Genomic DNA, 23,137 nt, shown 5'->3' with positions numbered 1-23,137 from the left:
AAGCTCCCACAGGAGAATCTCGTGTCCCTTGATCATTGCCTGATTCGACCCTTCGCCGGCCTGCGTCCGCGCCGCGCAGACGCTGCCGCAGTCGCTGCACCACCTTACGATGTTCTCTCCAGCACCGAGGCCCGGCAAGCGGTAATCGGCAAGCCGCTGTCCTTTCTGCATGTCTCCAGAGCGGAAATCGATCTGCCACCGGAGGTCGATCACTATTCACCGGAGGTGTATGCCAGGTCGGCCGAGAATTTTCAGCGGATGATCGATGATGGGGTGCTTTGCCGTGATCCACGCACCTGTTATTACGCCTATCGGCTGATCATGGGCGAGCACGTCCAGACCGGGCTGGTCGCCACCGCGTCGGTCGCCGCCTACGACAGCCACCGTATCCGCAGACACGAGTTTACGAGGCCGGACAAGGAAGATGACCGGGTACGCCAGATCGAGGCGCTGAATGCGCAGACCGGACCAGTGCTGCTCGCTCACCCGGACAGCGTCAAGGCAGAGCAACTGCTCGCGCTCGCGACCGACAGCCCACCGATTGCCGATTTGACCGCTGACGATGGCATCAGGCATACGCTGTGGGCGATTGACGACCTTGCCAGCATTGCACGCATCGGCGCGGTGTTTGGCGCCATGCCCAATCTCTACATCGCCGATGGTCACCATCGCTCGGCGGCGGCCGCGCGGGTTGCGGCAATTCGGCGTCACCAGAACCATGCATCCGACAGTGCCGAGTTCTTTCTCTCGGTGATCTTTCCGGCTTCACAGATGCTGATCATGGATTACAACCGGGTGGTACGGGACCTCAACGGTTTGACTGAGGAAGCCTTTCTGGTAGCGGTCAGCAAATGCTACGCTGTCAGCGCGTCCAGAACGCCGGTCAAACCCGAACGTCGCGGCGTTTGCGGCATGTACCTCGGTGGCCGGTGGTATCGGCTGGAGATTCGATCCGGGCTGATTCCCGTCTCGGACCCGGTGCGCCAGCTCGACGTCTCGGTACTTGCCGAGCAAATTCTCGATCCCTTGCTCGGGATCACCGATCTGCGCCGAGACACCCGTATCGACTTTGTCGGCGGCATGCGTGGCCTGTCCGAACTCGAACGGCGGGTGAACAGCGGCGAAATGGCCGTCGCCTTTGCCATGTATCCGACGCAGATGGCCGATCTGATGGCCGTTGCCGACGCCGGCCAGGTCATGCCACCCAAGTCGACCTGGTTTGAACCGAAGCTTGCTGACGGACTGGTATCGTATCTACTCGATCCGGATTAGGCCAACCGGCAATGCCTTAATCTTGCGTCCGAAGAATGTATCGCTCCTGCTGAAATCCGGGAAGGCTCCACCATGTTGATGCAGCACTATCTGACCTCACTGTTCGAACCCAAATCGGTCGCCGTGATCGGCGCGTCAGATCGGGAGAAATCGGTCGGCAACATCATTTTCAAGAATATCCTGCATTCGCGCTACCGGGGACAGGTCTACGCGGTCAATCCCCAGCACGAAACGATTCAGGGCCAACCCGCGTACAAATCGGTCGAACGGATCGGCGGCCGCATCGATCTGGCGATCATCGCCACCCGACCACAGACCGTCCCCCGCATCATGGAGCAATGTGGGCGTTGTGGCGTGCGTAATACGATCGTCATCGCTTCCGGCTTTTCCGAGGCCGGCAGCAGCGGTGCGGCATTGGAGCGCAAGGTGGTGGAAATCGCACGTAGCTACAACGTGCGGATTCTGGGACCGAACTGCCTGGGAGTCATTCGCCCTGACATCGGTCTGAACGCAACCTTTACCAGGGTGAGCGCCGAGCCTGGTGATCTGGCTCTGGTTGCACAGTCCGGCGCCATGTGTTCAGCAGTCCTGGATTGGGCCGAGACGAGTCGGATCGGATTCTCTTCGGTGATTTCCCTGGGCGTGACCGTGGACGTCGATTTCGGCGAGATTCTCGATTATCTGATCTATGACGACAAAACGCGTTACATCCTGATGTACGTCGAAGGTATCCGCAACGCCCGACGTTTCATGAGCGCTCTACGCTCGGCGGCCCGGATCAAGCCGATCATCCTCCTGAAAGCGGGGCGGCACGAACTGGGAGCGCAGGCTGCGGTCGCGCATTCCGGCATGGCCGCGGTTCCTGACGCCGTATTCGACGCTGCGCTGCGCCGTACCGGGGCGGTGCGCGTACAGAATATCGGACAGTTGTTCTATGCGGCCAAGGCCCTGTCGTCGAAGTTCCATCCTCGCGGCGACCGTCTGGCGATCGTCACCAACGGCGGCGGTCCGGGCGCTGTCGCGGCCGACCGTGCCGGCGATCTGGGCATTCCGCTCGCCAGCCTGTCGCCTGAAACCTGCAACAAGCTGAAACAGATCCTGCCTGCTGATTGCTCTTATCTCAACCCGATCGACATCGGTGGCGACGCCACACCCGAGCGCTATCGTGAAACAATTCTGGCGGTGGCCGTCGACGAGAATGTGGACAGCACGCTGGTGATGCTCTCGCCACAGGCGATGACCGAGCCGATGGAAGTCGCCCAGGCGATCATCGATGTTGCCGAGGAGGTCAGCCTGACCATCTCCTGCTGCTGGATGGGTGGTCGGCAGGTTGCCGAGGCCCGCCGACTGCTGGAAGAGGCAGGGATTCCAGTGTTCCGTACGCCCGAAACGGTGATTGAACTGTTCCACACGATTTCCAAGTACTTCCGTAACCAGAAACTGCTCTTGCAGACGCCTGGCCCGACCCGCCAGTCCGGGCTGACCGGCGAGCGCGGCGGCCGCATGCTGATCGAGACCCTGTTGGGCGAGCGCCGCAAGGTCTTGTCGGAGATGGAATCGAAGGCCATTCTGCGCACTTTCAACGTCCCCGTCGCACAAACGATGATGGCACGCAGCGCCAGTGAAGCGCTCTTTGTCGCCGAGCAAATCGGCTTTCCGGTCGCCATGAAGGTCGATTCTCCGGATCTGACGCGCAAGTCGGAAGCCGGCGGTGTGCGCCTGAACATTGCCAATACCCAAGCCGTGTGGAACGCGTACCACGACATCATCAACACGGTGCAACTGCGTTACCCGGAGGCAGTGGTGAATGGGGTCTCGATCGAACCTTACCTTTCGCGGCCGCATGGTCGCGAATTGATGATCGGGGTATTTCGTGATCCGCTTTTCGGTCCGCTGATCTGTTTTGGCGCGGGTGGCTTCGACGCCGAGATCTTCAACGAGCGTTCGCTGGCGATTCCACCCTTGAACCGCTTCCTCGCCAGGGATCTGATCGAGTCGAATGGCGCATCGAGGATGCTCGGAAAGTTCCACAGCCATCCGGCGGTCAAGTACGATGCGCTGGAGGAGGTACTGGTGTGCATTTCCGAGTTGGTCTGCGACCTGCCATGGATCAAGGAGCTTGATCTGAATCCACTGATCGTCGATGAACACGGGGCCATCGTGGTCGATGCCCGGATCGTCATCGACCACGCCCTCGGTACCGGTGGCGAGCGCTATGCGCACATGGCGATTCATCCTTACCCGGTGCACCTGATACAGAAGTGGCAGATGCCCAACGGCAGCACCGTCACCATTCGTCCGGTTCGCCCCGAAGATGCCGACCTGGAACGTGAATTCGTCAGGAACCTGTCCGAAGAATCACGATACTTCCGCTTCATGGAATCGATCCTCGAACTGCCGCTGCCGGTAATCGTACGCTTTACGCAGATCGACTACGATCGTGAGCTCGCGATGATCGCCACGACCATCGACGACACGGGTCGCGAGACGCAGATCGGCAGTGCCCGCTACGTCCTGACTCCGGACGGGGAGTCGGTGGAGTTTGCCGTCGCCATCGACGACCAATGGCAGCAGTTCGGGCTGGGCCGCCGCCTGATCGCGGTATTGATCGACTGTGCCCGAAGCAAGGGCTATCGAGCCCTGGTCGGCGATCTGCTGGGGACCAACCACAAGATGTTGCGCATGATGCGAAAACTTGGCTTCACGATCCATCCACATCCGGAACTTCCGGGAGTGAAGCGCGCCATCAAGCCCTTGCACGGCTGAGACGACCCGCCCGGCCAGCGCTTTGCGGACTGGCATCAAATCTCTCGGTGATCAGCTTCCTCGCTGGCCGTCCCGAGTTCAAACACTTCGCTTTTGCTGGCCTGCGCATCCACCACCCAGTGCAGCAAGGTATAGCCGGCCCCGCCATTTCTGACCTCCGAAGGCCAGAGTCACCGTCTTGTCGTTGAGCCGAATGGCCTTGCCACTGCGTTGTTGCGGATCAGTGAGGTGGGTGTTTGCACCCCCCGAGCAAGCGCCACACGTGACTTTCACATTAACGGTCATGACTTTTCCAGGTACCTCGATTATAAAAGTCATGACCGTTTTCCTCTCCCTCAACCCCTCCCACGGCCCGCGCTGCATCGTGGGCCGGCTACGGCGGCGCGGAGCAGTGCTCCGCGAAACCCCGCCTTCGCCCTCGCGAGGGGGAGGGGAGGTTCGTGAGTCGCATACGCGACTTTCACATTAACGGTGCGCCATCGGCGACATCAGCAGGAGATGCAGGAATCTGTCGATCCCTCTGGCCAGCCAGACAAGCGATTGGTGGGTGATGGCGGCGTAGAGCTTGCCGGTGGCGATGCTGCGCTGAGCGCGTGCGCGCTCGACAATCATCATGATCTGTTCGCGGTTGAGGTCGGTTGTCATGGGTTTCTTCCTTGAGTTTTCTCGGTCCCCGAGAGTGCGACGCTACTGTAATTGTTTGCCGATATGCCGGCAAACGATCAATAATCAGCCAATGAATGAGAATATCTCTTCCATATGACTTACCGATTACCCCCTCTGAACTCGCTGCGTGCCTTCGAAGCGGCGGCTCGCCATCTCAGTTTCAAGGATGCCAGCGAGGAATTGGCGGTGACGCCCACCGCCATCAGCCACCAGATCAGGGGTCTTGAGGAATACCTCGGTTTTCCGCTCTTTCACCGCTTGACGCGCGCACTGGATCTGACGAGCCAAGGTCGGGCGATGCTGCCGAAGGTGCGTGAAGGCCTGGAATGCTTTGCCGCCGCGATCGAAAGCACGCGGCCGCATGAAGCCGCCGGGCGCCTGCTGATCACGACTCCGCCGGCTTTCGCCAGTCGATGGCTGATTCGCCATTTGCCCGCTTTCACTGCCGAGCACCCGGAGATCCAGTTGCACATGGCCGCGTCGGTCGAGACGATCGATGCCCATGACGCCTTGGGCGTTTCGGGACTGGCCGGAGTCGATGTACGCGATGACGAAACCGAATTATTCATCCGTTTCGGGCGCGGTCATTACGACGGTTGCCGCGTCGACCGACTGTTCGTTCCAGCCTATGCGCTGGTATGCAGTCCGCGCTTGCTGTTCGGAATGCGGCCCTTGGGCGTGCCCTCCGATCTGCGGCGCCACAATCTTCTCCATGACGAGTCGATCATGGAACTGATGGACCGCCCGACCTGGGCCGAATGGCTGCAGGTTGCCGGAGTCAGTGGTGTCGATCCGAATGCCGGCACCCATTTCAGCGACTCGGGACTGGTTCATGCGGCGGTGATCGATGGCGTTGGTGTGGCCATCGCCTCTATTCCGTTGGTCGAAGCCGAGGTCGCTGCCGGGCGTCTGGTGATGCCCTTCGACATCATCATTCGCCGCACCCAGGCCTATTATCTGGTAGTGCCGGAAGCTGTTGCCGATCGCCCGATCGTTGATGTTTTTCGCAAGTGGTTGCTCAGCGAAGCCGCACAGGTTGCCCAGAAATAGCCGGACGGCCGTTCGAGCGGTACTCGAACGGCCGTCTGCCGGCAATGCTGGCGCGACAATTGCCGGCCGCCTGAATGTGAAAGTCGTGTCGGTGACTCAAGAATCTCTCCTTGCGGGAGAGAGAGACGGTCATGATCGCCATGATCGGGACTGGAAAGACATGACCGTTAGCTGTCGCCGGCGGCCCTACGCAGTGCCGGTCATCATCGGCGAATCGTCACTCTGGGCAAGCCTGGCTGCGGACATCGCTTGGCCGGTTGCCAATTGGTGTACCTCGGCGCTCAACTCGATGACTCGTAGCGAGAGCTGCTCGATGTCGCGCCGGGTTGCCAGGAGAACGAAATCGAGAGGCCGGAGAAAGCGTTCCCTGACGACCTGTTCGCTGCGCTGAATGGCGGTATTGGCAGTGCTCATCAGTTCGGCCGATTTTTCCTCGATCTGTTGGCAGGCCTTCGGGGGCATGGCCTTGCTTTCACGAAGAAGCGTCTCGACGGCCCGGACACTGCTCCTGGCGGCCAGCGAATAAGCGCCCAGGCCGCCAAGCCATAGCTTGCGTGTCGCCTCCAGGGCCTTCAGCAGGACTTGCTGATTGCTGACCCGATCGGCCCATGCGCTAACTGTCTTGCTCATTTATTTCTCCTTTGTCTGACTGCATTTGAAAGTTCCTGCAGTTGCCTTTGCAACCACTGCCGGTAAGTCTATCGGGAAGGTCTAGAGGAAACACACTAAAGGTTTGGGCATGCTGGGTGCGAACGAAAGTGTTGGGCGAGTCCCGCTCTGATCATTGTCAGCGACGTGAGCAAACGTAAGAAATTAGCGGAGAGTTGCGATAGAGTAGGGAACCCATCCCCGGAGAGAAGCCATGCCTAAGAACCTATCCCGGTAGGCCGACTGTCTAAGTATCCAGAATATTAGACGGAGGACCAGGAGATGGGACTGCTATGCAAGGATGATGGCTGGCGGATGCCGGACGAGTTATGGGAAAAGATGGAAAAGTGGCTGCCGCCGCGCAAGGCGCCCCCTCGGATGTCATTGTTCCCGGGTTCCGGATCGGGTGGCGATGAATGCCATCCTGCTGGTGCTGCGCACGGGGATGCCATGGAACGCGCTCAATGTTACCGGGATTGGTTCAAGCAGTTCGGCGCACCGGCGTTTTTCGGAGTGGCGGGATGCCGGGGTCTTCGAAGCCTTCTGGCGTGAGGCGCTGCCTGAATACGATCGGCTCAAGGGGATCGACGGGGATTGGCTGTCCCGGGATGGCGCGATGACCAAGGCCCCGCTGGGTGGGGAAAAGACGGGGCCCCAACCCGACGGATCGCAGCAAAAGCGGTGTCAAGCGTCGCTTGCTGACCAAAGCGAGTGGCGTTCCGTTGGCCATTGCGATGGATGGCGCCAACTGGAACGACATGAAGCGGGTGGCAGCTACCCTGGACAAACTGATGGTCAAATGGCCCCAGCCCACTGAGGAAAAGCCGCAGGGCCTGTGCAGGGACAAAGCCGATGACTTTGACGAGGTGCGGGAACGGGTGGAGGGATTGGGATTTACCGCTCCTCTCCGTGCCCACGGAGAGGAGCAGCGCGACATCCGTGAACTCGGTTATCGCGCCCGCCGTTGGGTGGTCGAGCGGACACACGGCTGGATCAATCGCTTTCGCGGATTGCTCGTGCGTTGGGAAAAGAAAGGCGAGTCCTATTGGGCAATATTGCACTTTGCCTGCGGCATTATCACCTGGCGAGCCGCAGACCTATTGGGATAAATTCTTAGTTTAGCCGTTCTCCGACCAGGCGCCGCCGCGAGGCGGCGTCTGGCTGTGCACCCTGGCTATCGATACAGGTGACAGCGCACCGTATGCGTGGCCGACAGCGTGCTCGTCCCAGGATAGCGTTCGCGACAGGTAGCACTGGCCTGCCGGCAACGTGGATGGAAATGGCAACCCTCTGGTGGATGGGCCGGCGAGGGGATTTCTCCCGGCAAGCGGATGAACTGCGGCTGCGCATCCAGGTGCGGACTCGGCACGGCGGACAACAGGGCGCGCGTGTAAGGGTGCTGCGGCGATCGCAGCACTTCATCGACCGTTCCCTGCTCGACGATACGGCCCAGGTACATCACCGCCACGGCGTGCGCCAGATGATCGACGACGGCGAAGTTGTGGGTGATGAACAGGTAGGCGAGCCCGAGATCGGCCTGCAAGTCGGCGAGCAGATTGAGAATCTGCGCCTGCACCGAAACGTCGAGCGCCGAGGTCGGCTCGTCGCAGATCACCAGGTCGGGCTGCACGGCCAGCGCGCGGGCAATCGCGATACGCTGCCGCTGCCCGCCCGAGAACTCGTGCGGGTAACGTCCGGCGGCGGCTGGATCGAGGCCCACCTGTTGCAGGACGGCAGCGATCGCCGCCGCGCGCTCCGGCCGCTGCGGGTGGGTTCCCGGCATCGCCAGTGCGCGCATGCCCTCGCCGATGATCTCGCCGACGGCCAGGCGCGGATTCAGCGAAGCGAAGGGGTCCTGGAAAATCATCTGCAGGCGCCGGCGCAGTGGCCGCAGCTCGCGGCGCGACTGGCCGACGAGTTCCTGTCCCAGCAAGCGCACGCTGCCGCCGCTGGCCGGCAGCAGTTGCAGGATCGCCTTGCCGACCGTCGTCTTGCCACAACCGGATTCGCCGACCAGCGCCAGCGTGCGGCCGCGCGCCAGTTCGAGTGAGACCCCGTCGACGGCGCGAACGTAGCCGACGGGACGCTGCAGAATGCCGCGCCGGATCGGGAAATGCACGCACAGATCGGCGACCACGAGCAGTGCGGGTGCGGCCAGAGGACCGGTCGCGCGGGTGCTCACCGCCTCGCTGCCGGGGCTGCGCGCGCGATCGGGTTCGTCATCGAGGTGGCAGCGGACGCGGTGATCCGGGCCCACCTCCCGCCACCGCGGGGCTTCCTGGCGGCACCGATCCCAGGCATGCGCACAGCGCGCGGCGAAGCGGCAGCCGCCGGGCATCGCCGACAGGGGCGGCACCTGCCCGGGAATCGTTTCCAGGCGGCGGCCGCGCCGCGCCAGGTCGGGCAGGGCGGCGAACAGCTTTTGCGTATAGGGATGGCGTGGCGAGGCAAAGAAGGCCGCGCGTGGTGCCTCTTCGACGATCTCGCCGGCGTACATGACGCCGACACGGGTCGCCATCTGCGCGACGACGCCGAGGTCGTGGGTGATCAGCAGCATCCCCATCGCCCGTTCGGTCTGCAAACGTTGCAGCAGCTCGAGGATCTGCGCCTGAATGGTGACGTCGAGCGCCGTCGTCGGCTCGTCGGCGATCAACAGGCGCGGCTGGCCGGCCAGCGCAACCGCGATCATCACCCGCTGTTTCATGCCGCCCGAGAGCTGGAAGGGATATTCTCCAAGGCGGCGCTCGGGGTCGGCAATGCCGACCGCGGTCAGCAGTTCGAGCGAACGCGCGCGTATCGCCTGCCCGGCCAGCCCGAGGTGACGTTCGAGCACCTCGGCCAACTGGCGACCGACGGTCAACACCGGGTTGAGGCTGGTTGCCGGCTCCTGGAAGATCATCGCCATGCCGCCACCGCGAACGCCGCGCATCTCGGCTTCCGGCAGCCGCAGCAGGTCACGGCCGGCGAATGAGACTTCGCCGCCGAGGATTCGCCCGGCAGTCGGCAGCAGCCGCAGCAATGCCAGCGCCGTTGCCGACTTGCCGCAACCGGACTCGCCGAGCAGCGCCAGCGTCTCGCCGGCGGCGACCGCGAAGCCGATGTCATCGACCGCCGCCAGCAGTGATCGCCCGTTGGCAAAAGCGATCGAGAGATCGCGCACTTCGAGCAAGCGTTCTTGGTTCACGGTGGTTTCCTGGCTCATGCCGACCCCGTCAGGCGGGGGTCGAAAGCGTCGCGCACGGCGTCGGCCAGCAGGTTGGCTGCGAGCACCAGCGTGAACATGAAAACGAAGGCGGCCGCCAGCGACCACCACACCATCGGTTCGCGGGCCAGCTCCAGGCGGGCATTGTTGATCATCGTTCCGAAGCTGATCATCGTCGGATCGACGCCGATGCCGACGTAGGAAAGCACCGCTTCGGCGAGTACCAGGCTCGAAAAATCCATCACCAGTGCGATGATCACGATGTGCATCAGGTTGGGGAGGATGTGACGCGCGATGATGCGCAGGTCGGAAACACCAAAGGCCTGCGCCGCCTGGATGTACTCGAGTTCGCGCAGCTTCAGCGTTTCGCCGCGCAGCAGCCGGCACAGGCCGGTCCAACTGGTCACCCCGAGAATGAAGCAGAGTGCCAGCAGACGCAGGTCGGCGCGCTCGGCGGCGGTGGCGAACCATTGCGGATGCGTGTCGATCAGCACCTGCATCATCAGCACCGCGGCGGCGATCAGCAGCACGCCGGGAATCGAACTCAAGGTCGTGTACAGGTACTGGATCAGGTCATCGACCCAGCCGCGGAAGTAGCCGGCGACGACGCCGAGGAAGATTGCCACCGGCAGCATCACCAGTGTCGTCACCAGGCCGATGACCAGCGCCGTGCGAACGCTCTTGAGTACCTGATAGAGCACGTCCTGGCCAACCTTGTCGGTGCCGAAGACATGGTAATCGGTGGCCAGCATCGCCAGCGGCAGGCCGCACAGCAGCAATACGGCGATCGTGGCGAGCACCGCATTGCAGGCCAGATCGCTCTCCTTGTGCCAGATGCGCCGCCACGCTTGCCGATGCGAGCAGTTCTGGCGGCGCGCCAGGAGAGCCGCGGTCGCGGCCGCGAGAGCCGACCAGACGAGCATCGCGAGGCCGAGCGCGCGCAGGAGGCGTGCAGCGACGTCGGCATCGCGGCCAGCCTCGTCGGCGCCCAGATGCGCGCCGCCATGCTTCAGCCGCGGGTATTCGCGACTCTGCCGAAGCTGGCCGTCGGCATCGCGGACCTTGATCGACTCCTTGGCGTGCGCACGCGTCGCCAGAGGTTCCGAATAGGTTTTCTCGGTACGCGTGCGCAGCGGTGTCAGGAGGAAGTCGAGCAGCGACAGCACTTCGACCGAATAAACCGCAGTCTTCTCGTTGCTGCTGCCGGCACCGCGGCCGGCACCCTCTTCGAGGCGCGGCCGATAGTGCAGCGAATCGAGCAGACCGATGCAGACGAAGACCAGCAACACCGTTGCCGACGCCATTCCTGCCCGGTTCCGGCCGACTCGCTGCCAGGCGGCGCGCAACAGCGGATTGCGCCGGGACAGCCAGCCGAGCACGCTCGCCGCCAGCACCAGCAGCCAGATCAGCGCATCCGACCAGAGTACGACAGGGGCCATCAATGGAAGCGAATCCGTGGGTCGACGAGAGTGTAGGAGAGATCGGTGAGGATCAGTCCGACGATGTATAACACTGAGCCGATGAACACCATCGCGCGCACGACGGCGAAGTCCTGCGCGTTGATCGCGTCGATGGTGTAGCTGCCGAGGCCGGGGATGCCGAAGAACGATTCGGTGAGCAGCGAGCCCATGAACAACAGTGGAATCACCACCACCACGCCGGTCAGGATCGGAATCAGGGCGTTCTGCAGGACATGCCGGAAGAGCACGGCCGCTTCGGCAAGCCCCTTGGCACGCGCGGTGCGGACGTAGTCCTTGGCGATTTCCTCGAGGAAGATCGTGCGGTACCAGCGCGTCGAGGAACCGATACCGGAGAGGACGCCGATCAGCACCGGCAGGATCAGGAACTTCCAGGCGTCGAGGCCGCCACCATAACCCGAGATCGGCACCAGTCGCCAGATCTTGCTGACCAGATACTGGCCGCCGATGATGTAGAAGAGGCCCGAGATCGACATCATTGCGACGCACAGGACGACGCCCCAGAAATCGAGATAACTGGCACGGAAAAAGGTCAGCAGCAGGGCAAACGAGACCGTCACCAGCAGTCCGAGAATGAAGGTCGGCAGGGCGATGGCCAGCGATGGACCCATTCGCGAGACGATTTCCCTGGCAATGTCGCGACCGTCCTCGGCGCGCCCGAAATCGGCGGCGAACATGCGCGCCGACTTGGCGAAGAAGATGGTATCGGTGAACACCGCACTGCCGGTCGCCGCCGGGTTGATGAATAGCGGCTTGTCGTAGCCGCGTTCGGCTTTCCAGCGCTCGATGGCTTCCGGCGTCACGCGCTTGACGCCAAGCTGCATGCGTGCCATGTCGTCGGGCGTGTTGACCACGAAGAACAGCGCGAAGGTGATCAGGTTGACGCCGATCAGGATCGGCACCGCGTAGAGCAGACGGCGAATGAGATAGGCAAGCATGGTGATCGTGAAAGGGGCGGTAGCGGGTCGGTCATCAAGGGATTCATCCGCGCGCCGTACTGCGCTCGCGGCGGCGATAGCCGAGCGCCGCCGGCAGAAGCATGGCCAGGAGCAGAACGGCGATTGCCGCCAGCGGCCAGAGTACCGGCCGATTCCATTCCTGCCGCAGGCGCTGCCGCTCAGCGACGTCGATGCGCTGGTATTTCAGCGTATTGTGGCCGACTTCGGTCGGCTTGCGATTCTTGAGCCAGACATGGCTCAGCGTATAGCTCGTCGGGTGAAAACCATAGATCCACGGTGCATCGTGCTGCAGCAGCGCCACCGCCTGGCGGATGATCGCCAGCCGCTCGACGCCGCGCGGTCCCTCGCTCTCCAGGTTCTTCATCCGTTCGAAGAGCTGGTCGAACGCCGGGTTGGCGTAGTTGGAAGCGTTCTCGCCGCCCTTGGCGACCTTGCCTTCGCGGCTGGCGAGCAGGAACAGGAAGTTCTCGGGGTCGGGATAATCGGCGTTCCAGCCCAGGTAGTAGAGCTGCACCGCCCCCTTGCGAACCTTCTCCTGAAAGCGGTTGAAGTCGGTCGAGCGAACCACGAGCTGAATGTCGAGCTTGGCGAACTGGCGCGTCAGCCAGTCGAGTCGCGACTTGTCGCCCATGCCCCCGCCCGTGGTGTCGAGATTCAACACCAGCGGCTCGCCGGTGCTGGCCTGGCGACCATTCGGCCAGCCAGCCTCGGTGAGCAGTTTCTTCGCCACTTCGAGCGGTTTGCGCCGCACTTGCCCATCTACCCAGTCGTAGACCACCGGGTTGATGCCCGCTTCACCTTCGACATAGCCGAAAATTCCCGGCGGCAGCGGGCCATGCGCGGCAATCCCCCGGCCGTTCATGAAGATCGAGATGAATTCCTCCTGGTCGATGGCGATCGACAGCGCCTGGCGCAGCTTCGTCTGCGCTTCTGCAAGGCTACCGACGACCGGGTCGAGCATGTTGAAACCCATGTAGAAGATCGAAGCGCGCACGCTGGTCAGCAAGCGAATCCCCTTGCCGCGCATCTCGTCACTCAATTGCACGTCGCCGCCGACACCGAGCCGAACCGCCTGATCAAAGCTGTCGGACGAAATCCCCGAAGCGTCGTAATAGCCCTGCAGAAACTTGTTCCAGTAGGGAATGCTCTCCTTTTCGCGCGAGAAGACCGCCTGGTCGATGAACGGCAGCGTCTTGCCGCAATCGGCCAGCAGCCCGTCGGCCTGGTCTTCGGGGTCGCCCAGGCAGGGATAGGTCTCGCCGTGGAAGTTCGGGTTGCGTTCGAGGACCATGCGGCTGTTCGGATTGTTCTGCGTCAGCATGAACGGGCCGGTGCCGACCGGATACCAGTCGAGCGTCAGATTCTTCGCGGCCATGCCGGGCTGGTGGTAGAAACGGTCGACCTCACGCGGCACCGGCGCGAAGAAGGGCATCGCCAGCCAGTACACGAACTGTGGGTACTTGCCGCGCAGGGTGATGCGATAGGTATGGCGGTCGACCCGCGTGACGCCGCTGAGCGCAAAGCGGTCGAGATCGATCCAGGCGTCGGCTGGCAGCCTCTTGGCCTCCGTCTGCAGCGCGGCGCCGAGTTCGCGCAGGCCGACGATGCGCTCGGCCATCATCCCGAAGATTGGCGAATGCAGGCGCGGATGCGCCAGGCGTTTGATCTCGTAGATGTAATCGTCGGCGACCAGCTCGCGGCTGGCCGTGGCGCGGAAATCGGCAATCTTCTCGATGCCGCGCAGTTGTTCGCGGTCGAGGTTCCGATACAAGGGCTGGCCGGCGGCATCGCTGGCAAAGGCCGGATGCGGTTGATAGCGGATGCCGGGGCGAAGGCGAATCTCGTAAACACTGTGCGCAATGGCTTCTGCCGGCGCCGTGGCCGGCAGTTCGCGACCGCGATCGTCGTAATAACGTGGTGTCGGCACGGCATCGCTGGTCAGGGGAATCAGCGTGTACGGTCGCTTCAGGTAATGGTATTGCAGCGGCGGCTCGTAGATCTGTGCGGTGAAGGTGATTTCGTCCTCGGTGTAGGACTGTACCGGGTCGAGATGCTTGGGCCGCTCGGTGAATGCCGAGTAGAGGATATTCTGGCCGCGCTCGGCGCGCGGATAGGGGTCGTTCTGCTCACTCCCGCAGGCCGTGAGCAGAAGCAGCAGCGACACAAGAAAGGTGAAGCGAAAAAAAGGCATGGGCCGAAGTGTAGCGCGAAGTGGGCGGCTCTGCTGCCGAACCGATGGCTGCTGGCCGTCTGGTCGACCTCGTGATGCGCCACCCCAAGGTGATCATCGCGGTTTTTTCCGTCGGCATGGCCAACCATGACCGTGGCGACAAGTTTCTTGCCTACTGCAAGCTGCCTGGCCTGGCGGAATACGCGCTGAGCGACTCCGCGTCACGCAGCAGCCTGACCTTCCGCAGTTCGCGTATAATCACAGGTTTTCAAGCGTTTTCTGAGGGTTATTCATGCCGATCTACGCCTATCGTTGCGGTTCCTGTGGCTTCGAGAAAGATCATTTACAAAAACTGAGCGACGCGGCATTGCACATCTGTCCCCAATGTGGTCAGGCCACCTATACCAAGCAACTGACCGCTGCCGGTTTCCAGTTGAAAGGCAGTGGCTGGTACGTAACTGACTTCAAGGGCGGCAAAGCGCCCACACCGGCCGAAAAGCCGGAAAGCAACGAAAAATCCAGCGAAACAAGCACCCAGACATCCCACGAAAAAGCGCCTACCTGCGCGACCGGAGCGAAGGCGTGCGCCGACCACTGATCAAGCGTTATTTCATCACCGGTTTGCTGATCTGGGTCCCCCTGGCAATCACCGCCTGGGTGCTGGTACTGATTGTTGGGACCATGGATCAGTCCTTGCGCCTGTTGCCGGAAGCGATACATCCGCGCACGGTGCTGGGTTTCGACATCCCAGGCGTCGGGGCAATCCTGACCTTGCTAATCATCTTTCTCACCGGGCTCCTCGCTGCCAATTTCATCGGGCAGCGGCTGGTCGCCTGGTGGGAGTTGTTGCTGGCACGCATTCCGGTCGTCAATTCGATCTATCACAGCGTCAAGCAGGTTTCAGACACGCTGTTTTCATCATCCGGAAACGCTTTTCGCAAAGCTTTGCTGATCGAATATCCACGGCGCGGCTCCTGGACAATTGCTTTTCTCACCGGTCAGCCGGGCGGTGAAGTGCTTCGGCATCTTGATGGCGAGCATGTCAGCGTCTACGTGCCGACGACGCCGAATCCGACTTCGGGCTTCTTTCTGATGCTGCCAAGAACGGAAGTCATCGAACTCGACATGAGCGTGGACACCGCACTCAAGTACGTGATCTCGATGGGCGTTGTGGCTCCGCCGTTACGGCCGCAGACCGCAAGAGCTTCCAGCCGACCATAACCTCCAACAAGTCACCCGGAAAACAGCATGCGTACTCATTATTGTGGGCAAGTCGATTCACAGCTTATTGGCCAGGAGGTCACGCTCTGTGGCTGGGCGCATCGGCGCCGCGACCATGGTGGTGTGATCTTCGTCGATCTTCGCGACCGTGAGGGTCTGGCGCAGATCGTATGCGACCCCGATCGTCCGCTGATGTTCAAGACCGCCGAGTCGGTTCGCAACGAGTTCTGCCTGCGGATTACCGGAAAAGTCCGCGCCCGACCCGAGGGCACGGTCAACCCCAACATCGCCAGCGGCGCGATCGAGATTCTTTGTCACGAGATGGAAGTCCTTAATCCGTCGGTGACGCCGCCGTTTCAGCTCGACGAAGAAAATCTGTCGGAGAACATTCGTCTGCTGCACCGGGTGCTTGACCTGCGGCGTCCGCAGATGCAGAACAACATGCAACTTCGTTACCGTACGGCGCGGGCCTTCCGCCGCTTCCTGGACGATGCCGGTTTCATCGACATCGAAACTCCGATGCTCACCAAGAGCACTCCCGAGGGCGCGCGCGACTATCTGGTTCCTTCACGGGTGCATCCCGGCCAGTTCTTCGCCCTTCCCCAGTCACCGCAACTTTTCAAGCAGTTACTGATGATTGCCGGGTTTGACCGTTACTATCAGATCACCAAGTGCTTCCGCGATGAGGATCTTCGCGCCGACCGTCAACCGGAATTCACTCAGATCGATATCGAGACTTCGTTCATGAGCGAGGGCGAAATCATCGATCTGATGGAAGAACTGATCCGGGTGGTGTTCAAGGAAGCGATCGCTGCCGATCTGCCCAATCCCTTCCCGCGTCTGAGCCATGCTGAAGCGATACATCGCTATGGCTCAGACAAGCCCGATCTGCGTGTGACTCTCGAACTCGTCGAAGTCGCCGACGCGCTGAAGGATGTCCCCTTCAAGGTCTTTGCCAGTGTCGCCAACAGCGAGGGAGGGCGTATCGCTGCCTTGCGCATTCCCGGTGGGGCCAGCCTGACTCGTGGCGAGATCGATGCCTACACCCAGTTTGTCGGCATCTATGGCGCCAGAGGGCTGGCCTACATCAAGGTCAACGATGTCACGCAACTCAACGAGGCGGGTCTGCAATCACCGATCGTCAAGAACCTGCACGCGCGCGCGCTGCAGACGATCGTCGAGCGAACCGGCGCACAGTCGGGAGATCTGATTTTTTTTGGCGCCGACAGATGCAAGGTGGTCAACGACGCGCTCGGTGCCCTGCGCACCAGAATCGGGCACGAAAAAGGCTTCGTCAATGGCCATGCCTGGGAGCCGGTATGGGTTGTCGACTTTCCGATGTTCGACTATGACCCAGAAGAGAAGCGCTGGACGGCTTGCCACCATCCCTTCACCAGTCCGAAGGACGAGCATCTGTCGCTGCTCGAGAGCGATCCGGGACGCTGCCTGGCCAAAGCCTACGACCTGGCACTCAACGGTTCCGAGCTCGGTGGTGGATCGGTGCGGATTCACCGTGCGGCAATCCAGGAAAAGGTTTTCAGGGCGCTCGGCATCGGCAGGGAAGAGGCGCAGCTCAAATTCGGCTTTCTGCTCGATGCCCTCAAGTACGGTGCACCTCCCCACGGCGGTCTGGCTTTTGGTCTGGATCGGATCGTGACGATGATGGCTGGAGCCGAGTCGATCCGTGACGTGATCGCTTTCCCGAAAACCCAGCGTGCGCAGTGCTTGCTCACCGACGCACCGAGCGGCGTGGACGAAAAACAACTCAGGGAACTGCACATCCGCCTGCGCCAGAGAGTCGAAACGCAGGTCGAGATTGGCAAAGGGTAATTACCGGTGCTGAAAATCGTGACCCTTCTGCGGCTGTTGCTGCTGGCTGCGCTGTTCAGTAGTCTGCTTGGCGTGGTCCAGGCACGTGAACACAGGTCACTGGCGAGCGTCGCGTTGGCCGATTTGCCACCCGAGGCATTGCAGACCCTGCGTCTGATTCGGCAGGGCGGACCCTTTCCCTACCCGCGCAAGGATGGCAGCATCTTTGGCAATTTCGAGAAACACTTGCCCTGGCAGCCACGCGGCTATTATCGAGAGTACACGGTGCCGACGCCGGGTAGTCGTGACCGTGGAGCGCGACGAATCATCGCTGGAGAGGGGCGCGACGGTGATGTCGCCAACTCCGGCGAGTATTATTACTCTCATGACCATTACCGTAGCTTCCGTCGCATACGCGAATAGCCATGAGCCAGAACGACTTGCAGAACCTGCTTGAGGATGCCACACAGGCCGGTATTTACCATCTGCCTTTGACTGCTCACGGGGTCGTCAAAGCGGCTGCGGAAGCGGCCGGCCTTGCCTGTTTTGACGTCAGTTTTGACGACTCTGACCGCATCGACATCGTACTTTCGACACTCGGACGGGATCTCGATCTGCCCGAGTGGTACGGATACAACCTTGATGCCCTCAAGGATTGTCTGACCGATTTTTCGTGGTTTGAAGCCGCTGGTTATGTCCTGATCATTACCCGGGCTGAAATTCTGCAAGCCCAGGATCCGGTGTCTTTTCACGCGGTAAACGAGGTGTTTGCCGCGGCCATTGCCGAATGGCGCTTGCAGGACTTACCGATGTGGGTTTTTTACGATCTTCGTGCTGACGGACTGGCGGCTCTCCCGACTCTGGCATGAAGCAATACAAGCGGCCGGTGTCGGTGCTGGTCGTGATCCATACTCGGGACTTGCAGGTGCTGCTGCTCGAACGCGCTGCCCATGCAGGTTACTGGCAGTCCGTGACTGGCAGCCAGGAAGAGGGCGAGCCATTGCTGACAACTGCCGTCCGTGAAGTCGGGGAGGAAACCGGGATCAAGGTGCTCGCCGAGGGCCTTGTGGATTGGCAGCTCAGCAATCGCTACGAGATTTTTGCCGAATGGCGACATCGTTACGCTCCGGGTATCCTGCACAATACCGAGCATGTCTTCTCTTTGCTGCTTCCGGCAGCACAGCCGGTCACCATTGCTGCCGAAGAGCACTTGCGTTACTGCTGGCTGCCGTGGCGCGAAGCGGCTGCGAAGTGTTTTTCGTGGAGCAACCGCGACGCGATTCTCATGCTTCCGGAGCGGATGTCTGAGCGCTGAGCCGTTGTTCCAGACAGGCCGGGCAGTAACAACCGGTGGCCGCCGCGCTCGCTTCGAGGGAGAGCGTCGGTTTTCTCATGCACCAGCAACTGGGGAGACCGGCCACCGCACCGCAGACAAAGGCCGTGCCGCAGTCCGTACACCTCGTCGTCATGGGGTTTCCGGGGAGTATTGGCATGTTCCTCTCAATCCTTAGCGAGAAGGCCTTCGGCGACCCAACGCTGAAGGAAACCGGCCGCCGTCCGTGCTGGTTCCGGTACCCCGGATTCGGCAATCACCGTGCAACAGTCGGCGAAACTGGCCCCCAGGGTCAAGGCTCGCAGGGCCGCTGCTTCGCAGGGATCGGCAGACCGCCAGCAGCAATCGAGTGTCGGCCGCCAGATCAGCAGTACATGTGCCAATAGTTGTGGTTCCTCGCTAGTGGCTGCGGCGTCCGCATCGAGTGCTTTCCAGATCGGCTCGACACACCATGCCAGATCGATCATCTGTAAGGAGGGACGGGGGGTGAATCGCCGTTGGGGCCAGTCCTGAAGGGGCAACGCAGCGAGATCGTCGGCGGTGAGGGCGGCGGCATCTGCAGCATCGAAGGCCGTACGCATTGCCCAGTCCATCCGTGCCAGGTCGAGCAGCGCCGGATGTGGCAAGCGCTCTGGGGCAGCAGCAAGAAACTCCACCAGCCTGTGGCCGAACCAGCGAATCGAACGGAAATGCGATGGATGCGCGTCGATATACGCATGCGCCAGAACAGCAAAGGCGTCATCACCGAGCGCCCGCTGCAGAACCAGGAAATTGTCTGCCAGAGCCGCCGTCAGGCGGGCACGATAAGCCTGCAGGTAAACGCTCATTCCCCCTGCCAGCAGCGCTCCCTCCGCAGCAAATAAACCCGGAGTGGGATGGTCAAGCAGAATGCTCTGCTGGAAGCGCTGCTGCAAATCGGCCAGGGTGCTCATGCTGCCTGTTTGGTCTGGATGCGCTGTGCCAGCGCACGAACGCAGTCGAGTTCGGCGATGAGGTCCGCGAGCGGGGGAATGTTGTCGTCGCGTTCGATCATCGTTGGTATCGAACCAAGTCGTCCAACGGTATAGGCGTATAGATCCCAGACGGCTGCACAAATTGGTTGATCGTGGGTATCGATGAGGTAACTGCCATGCTTCTCGTGTCCGGCGAGATGGATCTGGCGAACTGCAGTCAGCGGCATGGCATCAATGAAGGTGTGCGGATTGAAATGGTGATTGACGCTGCTCACGTAAACATTATTCACGTCGAGCAGCAACTCACAGCCGGTACGCTTGACCAATTCGCCGATGAACTCCCATTCGCTCATCTCGTCGGCGCGGTAGCGCACATAGCTGGAAACGTTTTCCAGCAATAGCGGTTGGCCGAGAGCCTCCTGTACCTGTGCCACGCGGGCCTCGAGTTGCCGCAGGGCCGCCTCGGTGTAAGGCAGTGGCAGCAGATCGTGGAGGTTCAACGATCCGGTTCCGGTCCAGCACAGATGGTCCGAAACCCAGGCCGGCTCAACGCGGTCGACCAGTGCTCGCAACTGCCGCAAGTACGCAGAATCAGGGGCATCGCAGCTGCCAATCGAGAGCGAAACACCATGCATCACCATCGGATAGTCACGGCGGATGCGATCAAGATAGTAAAGGGGCTTGCCCCCTGCGACGAGATAGTTTTCGGAAATGATCTCAAGCCAGTCCACGTGCCATGGAGACTCGATAAAATCCCGGTAATGTTCAGTACGAAGGCCCAGGCCGAAGCCGTTAAGGGTGTTGCGCATCGCCCCTCCTTCAGGTTGGCTTCGGGCGTGACCGTTGGCTGGTCGGCAGCCCGGTCACGCCGCATGGCAGCAAGCTTACTTGGCGACCTTGCCACCCGCATCGGTGCATTCCTTGGCGCTGGCTTTGGTTACCCAGCCCTGGCCCTTGCAGGCGTTCGTTCCTTTGCACTCGCTCTTGGCCGTCTTGCATTCGGAATCGCCCTTGCACGAATTGATGCCGGCACAGTGTACCGAGCCTCCTTCCGCGGCGTGAACGCTGGGGACCATGATGCTACCAGTAGCAAAAAGGGCAGCCGCAGCAGCGGCAATAGCGACACCAGACAGTTGATTTGACATTTGATTCTCCTCTCATTGGATGGGTTGAGTCAAAGCTGGCCGTTCTATAACCAGTTCTCCGACATCCCTTAGACGCTGGCACTGCAGAATTACTTACAGCAAAGGAAAAAATTTCTTTGCTGGGGGTCTGGTGTGGAATTTGGGCCGGACGAACTTTTCTGTTGATTAGCACTCTCATGCGGCGAGTGCTAAAATAGGGTTCATAATCGGTAACGTGAAGGAGGAATGATTCCATGACGCAAGCCTTGGCTTTTCCCACGGTTTCTGCGGTCGGCAGCATTGACGCTTATATCCAGGCGGTCAGGCAATTTCCGCTGCTCAGCGAGGAAGAAGAGTTTTGTCTGGCTACCCGTTTTCGCGAGGAGGACGATCTCGATGCGGCACGGCAATTGATACTGTCGCATCTTCGTTTGGTGATCGCCATCGCACGCGGGTATCTCGGGTACGGTCTGTCCCACGCCGACCTGATTCAGGAGGGTAATATCGGCCTGATGAAAGCGGTGAAGCGTTTCGACCCGAAGCGCGGAGTGCGCCTGGTTTCGTTCGCCATCCAGTGGATCAAGGCGGAGATTCATGAGTACGTCCTGAAGAACTGGCGGATGGTCAAAGTGGCAACGACCAAGGCGCAGCGCAAGCTGTTCTTCAATCTGCGCGGCATGAAAGCGAATAGCGAGGGCCTCAGTTCGTTGCAGGTGGCGGATATTGCGCATCGCTTGTCCGTCAAACCGGAGGAGGTGATCGAGATGGACACTCGATTATCGGGTCATGATCTGGCGCTGGAAGGCGACAATGACGATGAGGACGCGTTTGCTCCGATTGCCTATCTCTCCGACCATTCGAGTGAACCGCTCCGTGTGCTTGAATCCCGTGCGCGTACGTACTTGCAGAATGATGGACTGCAAAGTGCGCTGGCCGCTCTCGATCAGCGCAGTCGTCGTATTGTCGAGGCGCGTTGGCTGACTGATGACCACTCGGCAACCTTGCACGAACTTGCGGCGGAATTCGGTGTTTCCGCTGAGCGAATTCGCCAGATCGAAGTCAAGGCGATGCAGAAGATGCGGGCGAATCTGACTTTCCTGGCGGAACAAAGCTAACGGTCATAACTTGACCAGCTTGCCGAGTTCGCGGATGAAGGCCGTTGGATCAGGGTTGTCCGGGTAGCGAAAGACCACCAGGCCACGTCGGTCTACCAGATTGATATGGCGGCTTTCAGCTCCCCCGAGAAGGTCCATCAGCTTGGCGTCTGTCGCGTGAACCAGAACCAGGTCAGGGTGAGCCGCCAGCAGCGTCGCGGCTGGTGGTGTGGCATCAGTGATCAGCCAAAGGCGGTCGATCCGTTCCATATTGCGTCCCTGTGCAGTGCGTGCCTGCCGCGTCAGATACAGTGTGTGCTGGCACCGTTCATCGCAACTGCCGGGGGCCGCAAAAATCACCAGCCACTTGCCGCTGACTTCCCGATGCTCCAGGCGGCTTCCATCGGTGCTTTGCAGGAATTCAAACGGAAGCGCCACAGGCTCAAGTGGCAGACCAACCGTTGCCTTGACCTCCGGCGGTGAGACGTAGCGAAAATACAGCGCGGCAAGAAGCGGCAATGCGCTGATCGCAACGATCGCCAGCAGTATCAGCCGACCCTTGGTCGGGTTCGAAGCTGTGGCAACGGAAGCCGGTGATTGGCCCAAGGGGACATTCTGTCCCGCCTGTTTCTCTAAGGTCATGGTGTGGTCCTTGCAAGGAAGCCGTACACTGCAGCCATGAGCGCGAAAACCAGCCACATTGCCGCGTAGCCATAGTGTTTCATCGCCGGATTGTCAGGCGAGGCCCAATCACGGATCAGGCCATCGCCGTTGGCGGACGTTTGCATCAGAATCACCGGTAACGCGTCCAGGCCACTGATCTGGCGATAATCCGCTTCCCGTACATGTTGCCAGATGGGTCCTTCCGGCAAGGTGTTCTGCAGTTCGAATATCCTGGTTTCAAAGTGCCGAGCCACTCCGACAATCTCGATTTCACCTGTCGGTGAAGCAATGGATGGAACCTCCGAGCGTAGTCGCGGTGCCGGGATCCAGCCGCGGTTGACCAGGACGACGGAGCTGCTGCCCGACAATTGTAAAGGCGTGAGCACATGATAGCCGGGGCGGCTGCGATAGATCTTGTTATCGAGAAAGATGGTTTTCTCGGTAAGCCAGTGACCGCGTGCGGTCGCCGCCCTGTCGATCAGACTCTTGAGGTCGCGCTGCTGCGCCGACAAAATGATGGGTGTCGAGACCAAGGCGGTCTGCTCGCGTGCAAAGCGTTCGCCCCGAGTTTCCGCACGCCAGATCTGCAGGCGGGACATGGCGAGGCACGTCAGAACGACCAGAATGACCAACAGCAGGCGCAGAGGTACGCGCTTGAAGGGGAAGATCGACATCGGCAGAACGGCTGTGCCCAGGTTGTTGTCGTATGCGAACCGCGCGCCTTAGATA

At 61.0% G+C, this 23,137-nt stretch carries 23 protein-coding genes and 1 pseudogene; 12 read left to right on the top strand and 12 right to left on the bottom strand.

Annotated features, from left to right (window positions below; genetic code table 11):
* Positions 1–21: 21 nt before the first annotated feature.
* Together V5B39_RS05680 and V5B39_RS05675 are read left to right on the top strand one after the other, a co-directional pair.
* A complete protein-coding gene (locus V5B39_RS05680; protein WP_332341952.1) occupies positions 22–1,272 on the top strand; it encodes a DUF1015 domain-containing protein in 1,251 nt (416 codons plus the stop codon).
* A gap of 72 nt (positions 1,273–1,344) precedes the next feature.
* Positions 1,345–4,038 carry a bifunctional acetate--CoA ligase family protein/GNAT family N-acetyltransferase gene (locus V5B39_RS05675; RefSeq protein WP_332341951.1) on the top strand — a complete coding sequence of 898 codons (2,694 nt, stop codon included), beginning with the start codon at positions 1,345–1,347 and terminating at the stop codon, positions 4,036–4,038.
* A 465-nt stretch (positions 4,039–4,503) separates the two neighbouring features.
* Here the strand turns inward: V5B39_RS05675 and V5B39_RS05670 are convergent, their stop codons facing one another.
* On the bottom strand, positions 4,504–4,683 hold the full coding sequence (locus V5B39_RS05670; protein ID WP_332341950.1) for a hypothetical protein: 180 nt from the start codon (positions 4,681–4,683) through the stop codon (positions 4,504–4,506).
* 114 nt (positions 4,684–4,797) lie between these two features.
* Between V5B39_RS05670 and gcvA the strand changes: the two genes are divergently transcribed.
* On the top strand, positions 4,798–5,754 hold the full coding sequence (gene gcvA / locus V5B39_RS05665) for a transcriptional regulator GcvA (protein ID WP_332341949.1): 957 nt from the start codon (positions 4,798–4,800) through the stop codon (positions 5,752–5,754).
* A gap of 186 nt (positions 5,755–5,940) precedes the next feature.
* On the opposite strand, the gene V5B39_RS05660 is transcribed toward gcvA, so the two are convergent.
* A complete protein-coding gene (locus V5B39_RS05660) occupies positions 5,941–6,384 on the bottom strand; it encodes a phasin family protein (RefSeq protein WP_332341948.1) in 444 nt (147 codons plus the stop codon).
* A gap of 300 nt (positions 6,385–6,684) precedes the next feature.
* Here V5B39_RS05660 and V5B39_RS05655 point away from each other — a divergent pair.
* Positions 6,685–7,511 (top strand): annotated as a pseudogene (locus tag V5B39_RS05655) (IS5 family transposase).
* 65 nt (positions 7,512–7,576) lie between these two features.
* On the opposite strand, the gene V5B39_RS05650 reads toward V5B39_RS05655, so the two are convergent.
* The 4 genes from V5B39_RS05650 to V5B39_RS05635 are packed head-to-tail and all read right to left on the bottom strand — an operon-like array spanning position 7,577 to position 14,232.
* On the bottom strand, positions 7,577–9,604 hold the full coding sequence (locus tag V5B39_RS05650; protein WP_434735655.1) for an ABC transporter ATP-binding protein: 2,028 nt from the start codon (positions 9,602–9,604) through the stop codon (positions 7,577–7,579).
* On the bottom strand, positions 9,601–11,043 hold the full coding sequence (locus tag V5B39_RS05645; protein ID WP_332341947.1) for an ABC transporter permease: 1,443 nt from the start codon (positions 11,041–11,043) through the stop codon (positions 9,601–9,603). The genes V5B39_RS05650 and V5B39_RS05645 overlap by 4 nt, the downstream gene beginning before the upstream one ends.
* On the bottom strand, positions 11,043–12,020 hold the full coding sequence (locus V5B39_RS05640) for an ABC transporter permease (protein WP_332341946.1): 978 nt from the start codon (positions 12,018–12,020) through the stop codon (positions 11,043–11,045). The genes V5B39_RS05645 and V5B39_RS05640 overlap by 1 nt, the downstream gene beginning before the upstream one ends.
* A 43-nt stretch (positions 12,021–12,063) precedes the next feature.
* Positions 12,064–14,232, bottom strand: coding sequence for an ABC transporter substrate-binding protein (locus V5B39_RS05635; RefSeq protein ID WP_332341945.1), 2,169 nt, complete (start codon positions 14,230–14,232; stop codon positions 12,064–12,066).
* A 44-nt stretch (positions 14,233–14,276) separates the two neighbouring features.
* Between V5B39_RS05635 and V5B39_RS05630 the strand changes: the two genes are divergently transcribed.
* Genes V5B39_RS05630 through nudB form a run of 7 tightly spaced genes read left to right on the top strand, consistent with a single transcriptional unit; the run spans position 14,277 to position 18,556 of the window.
* The gene (locus tag V5B39_RS05630; RefSeq protein WP_332341944.1) at positions 14,277–14,567 is read left to right on the top strand and encodes a hypothetical protein; all 291 of its coding nucleotides are present in this window, start codon (positions 14,277–14,279) and stop codon (positions 14,565–14,567) included.
* Entirely contained in the window at positions 14,504–14,809 is a 306-nt protein-coding gene (locus V5B39_RS05625) for an FmdB family zinc ribbon protein (protein ID WP_332341943.1), read from the top strand. The genes V5B39_RS05630 and V5B39_RS05625 overlap by 64 nt, the downstream gene beginning before the upstream one ends.
* Complete coding sequence (locus V5B39_RS05620) at positions 14,794–15,432, top strand: DUF502 domain-containing protein (RefSeq protein WP_332341942.1); 639 nt, start codon at positions 14,794–14,796, stop codon at positions 15,430–15,432. Before V5B39_RS05625 ends, V5B39_RS05620 begins: the two co-directional genes overlap by 16 nt.
* Before the next feature lie 27 nt (positions 15,433–15,459).
* A complete protein-coding gene (gene aspS, locus V5B39_RS05615; protein WP_332341941.1) occupies positions 15,460–17,262 on the top strand; it encodes an aspartate--tRNA ligase in 1,803 nt (600 codons plus the stop codon).
* Positions 17,263–17,268: 6 nt separating this feature from the next.
* Positions 17,269–17,664 carry a ribonuclease domain-containing protein gene (locus V5B39_RS05610; RefSeq protein WP_434735654.1) on the top strand — a complete coding sequence of 132 codons (396 nt, stop codon included), beginning with the start codon at positions 17,269–17,271 and terminating at the stop codon, positions 17,662–17,664.
* A gap of 2 nt (positions 17,665–17,666) precedes the next feature.
* Entirely contained in the window at positions 17,667–18,110 is a 444-nt protein-coding gene (locus V5B39_RS05605) for a barstar family protein (RefSeq protein ID WP_332341940.1), read from the top strand.
* Positions 18,107–18,556, top strand: coding sequence for a dihydroneopterin triphosphate diphosphatase (gene nudB, locus V5B39_RS05600; protein WP_332341939.1), 450 nt, complete (start codon positions 18,107–18,109; stop codon positions 18,554–18,556). Before V5B39_RS05605 ends, nudB begins: the two co-directional genes overlap by 4 nt.
* Here the strand turns inward: nudB and V5B39_RS05595 are convergent.
* The 4 genes from V5B39_RS05595 to bufA2 all read right to left on the bottom strand — a co-directional run bounded on the left by V5B39_RS05595 (position 18,525) and on the right by bufA2 (position 20,672).
* A complete protein-coding gene (locus V5B39_RS05595) occupies positions 18,525–18,710 on the bottom strand; it encodes a cysteine-rich CWC family protein (RefSeq protein ID WP_332341938.1) in 186 nt (61 codons plus the stop codon). The genes nudB and V5B39_RS05595 overlap by 32 nt on opposite strands.
* A gap of 31 nt (positions 18,711–18,741) precedes the next feature.
* A complete protein-coding gene (locus tag V5B39_RS05590; protein ID WP_332341937.1) occupies positions 18,742–19,506 on the bottom strand; it encodes a DNA-binding domain-containing protein in 765 nt (254 codons plus the stop codon).
* Positions 19,503–20,336, bottom strand: coding sequence for an MNIO family bufferin maturase (bufB, locus tag V5B39_RS05585; protein WP_332341936.1), 834 nt, complete (start codon positions 20,334–20,336; stop codon positions 19,503–19,505). The genes V5B39_RS05590 and bufB overlap by 4 nt, the downstream gene beginning before the upstream one ends.
* A gap of 75 nt (positions 20,337–20,411) precedes the next feature.
* The gene (bufA2, locus tag V5B39_RS05580) at positions 20,412–20,672 is read right to left on the bottom strand and encodes a BufA2 family periplasmic bufferin-type metallophore (RefSeq protein WP_332341935.1); all 261 of its coding nucleotides are present in this window, start codon (positions 20,670–20,672) and stop codon (positions 20,412–20,414) included.
* Between the two features lie 233 nt (positions 20,673–20,905).
* Here bufA2 and rpoH point away from each other — a divergent pair, with 233 nt between their 5' ends.
* Positions 20,906–21,766: an RNA polymerase sigma factor RpoH gene (gene rpoH / locus V5B39_RS05575; RefSeq protein WP_332341934.1), complete on the top strand. Its 861-nt coding sequence runs from the start codon at positions 20,906–20,908 to the stop codon at positions 21,764–21,766.
* A gap of 3 nt (positions 21,767–21,769) precedes the next feature.
* Here rpoH and V5B39_RS05570 read toward each other — a convergent pair whose 3' ends face one another.
* Together V5B39_RS05570 and V5B39_RS05565 are read right to left on the bottom strand one after the other, a co-directional pair.
* The gene (locus V5B39_RS05570; protein WP_332341933.1) at positions 21,770–22,387 is read right to left on the bottom strand and encodes a hypothetical protein; all 618 of its coding nucleotides are present in this window, start codon (positions 22,385–22,387) and stop codon (positions 21,770–21,772) included.
* Complete coding sequence (locus V5B39_RS05565) at positions 22,384–23,082, bottom strand: SURF1 family protein (RefSeq protein WP_332341932.1); 699 nt, start codon at positions 23,080–23,082, stop codon at positions 22,384–22,386. The genes V5B39_RS05570 and V5B39_RS05565 overlap by 4 nt, the downstream gene beginning before the upstream one ends.
* Between the last annotated feature and the right edge of the window lie 55 nt (positions 23,083–23,137).

The organism is Accumulibacter sp., from assembly GCF_036625275.1.
Classification (GTDB): Bacteria; Pseudomonadota; Gammaproteobacteria; order Burkholderiales; family Rhodocyclaceae; genus Accumulibacter.
Note: the sequence above shows the minus strand (reverse complement) of the source record. Positions and strands in the feature narration are given on the sequence as shown.